A 1885-nucleotide genomic window follows, 5' to 3' on the forward strand; every position below is an offset into this window, starting at 1 on the left:
GTTCGGGGTGGAGCCGGCGGCGGTGGTGGGGCATTCGCAGGGGGAGATCGCGGCGGCGTGCGTGGCGGGTGCGTTGTCGTTGGAGGACGGCGCGCGGGTTGTCGCGTTGCGGTCGCGGGCGTTGCTGGGGCTGTCGGGGCGGGGTGGCATGGTGTCGGTGCCGCTGCCCGCCGAGGAGGTGGCGCGGCTGCTGGAGCCGTACGGCGGCCGGATCGGCATCGCCGCGCTCAACGGCCCCGCCGCCACCGTCGTCGCCGGAGACGCCGCCGCCCTGGACGAGCTCCTGGCCGCCTGCCGGGCCCAGGACGTGCGCGCGAAGCGGATCGCCGTCGACTACGCCTCGCACTGCGCCCACGTCGAGGCGATCCGCGAGGGCCTGCTGACCGCGCTCGCCGGCCTCACCCCGGCCCGGGCCCGGATCCCCTTCCACTCCACCGTCACCGGCGGCCTCCTGGACACCACCGCGCTCGACGCCGCGTACTGGTACGACAACCTGCGCAACCCGGTGCGCTTCGCGCCCGTCGTCCGCGCGCTGGCCGAACAGCGCGCCGCCCTCTTCGTCGAGCTCAGCCCGCACCCGGTGCTCACCACCGCCGTCGCCGAGACGGCCGAGGGGACCCCGGCGGCCGCCGTCGGATCCCTGCGCCGCGACGAAGGCGGCTGGCCGCGCCTCGCGGCCTCGCTCGCCGAGGCCTGGGTGCACGGCGCCCCCGTGGACTGGCAGGCCGCCATCCCGGCCGGTGCCCGTCCTGTCGAGCTGCCGACCTACGCCTTCCAGCGCCGCCGCCACTGGCTCGACGGCACCGACACCGCCGGCGACCTCACCGCCGCCGGCCTCGGCTCCGCCGGCCACCCGCTGCTCGGCGCCACCGTCGCTCTCGCCGACGCCGACGAGTACCTGCTGACCGGCCGCCTGGCGATCGGCACCCACCGCTGGCTCGCCGACCACGCGGTGGCCGGGACGGTGCTGCTGCCCGGCACCGCCTTCGTGGAGCTCGCGGTACGGGCGGGCGACGAAGTCGGCTGCGACCACCTGGCGGACCTCACCCTGGAGACCCCGCTCGCCCTGCCCACCGCCGACGCCGTCCAGGTGCAGGTCCGGGTGGAGGCGGCCGACCCCGCCGGTCGACGGGCCGTCAGCATCCACGCCCGCCCCGGCGAGGACGGCCCGTGGACCCGGCACGCCACCGGCACCCTCGGGCGCGGCGGCCGGGCGAACGCGACGCCGTGGGAGGAGGCCTGGCCGCCCGCCGGGGCCGAACCGGTGGCGCTGGACGGCTGGTACGCGGGACTGGCCGAGGCCGGATACGCGTACGGGCCTGCGTTCCGGGGCCTGCGGGCCGCCTGGCGGCGCGGCGACGAGGTGTTCGCCGAGGTCGCGCTCCCCGAAGGGACCGACCAGGAGGCCGGGCGCTACGCCCTCCACCCCGCGCTGCTCGACGCCGCCCTGCACGCCACCCGGCTGCTGCACCCCGCGGACGGGCTCCGCCTGCCCTTCGCCTGGACCGGGATCGCGCTGGCCGCCACCGGCGCCACCGCGCTGCGGGTGCGGATCACCGCGCACGGCGACGCCGTCGCGATCACCGCCGCCGACCCGACCGGCGCGCCGGTCGTCGCCGTCGACAGCCTGGCCTTCCGGCAGCCGCCCGCCGTTCCCGGACGCGGGGACGACCTCTACCGGGTGGTGTGGTCGCCGGTGGTGGTGGCGGGTGGGGAGTTGGTGGGGCGGTGGGCGGTGGTGGGGGCGTCGGTGGATGCCTCGTGGGGTGCGTTGGGGCCGGTGTGCCGGGGGTTGGGTGAGGTCGGTGCGGCGGATGTCGTGGTGGCGGTGTGTGGCGGCGGTTCTGCTGCCGAGGTGGTTGCGTGGGTGTTGGGGTTGGTGCAG

1 protein-coding gene is annotated in these 1885 nt (G+C 77.6%); it reads left to right on the forward strand.

Going from position 1 to position 1885, the window contains the following annotated elements; genetic code table 11:
• Window positions 1-7: 7 nt before the first annotated feature.
• The coding region (locus tag VM95_RS37410; RefSeq protein ID WP_279616865.1) for an acyltransferase domain-containing protein at window positions 8-1885 on the forward strand (1878 nt) is incomplete at its 3' end.

Source organism: Streptomyces rubellomurinus, assembly GCF_000961885.1.
Lineage (GTDB): Bacteria > Actinomycetota > Actinomycetes > Streptomycetales > Streptomycetaceae > Kitasatospora > Kitasatospora rubellomurina.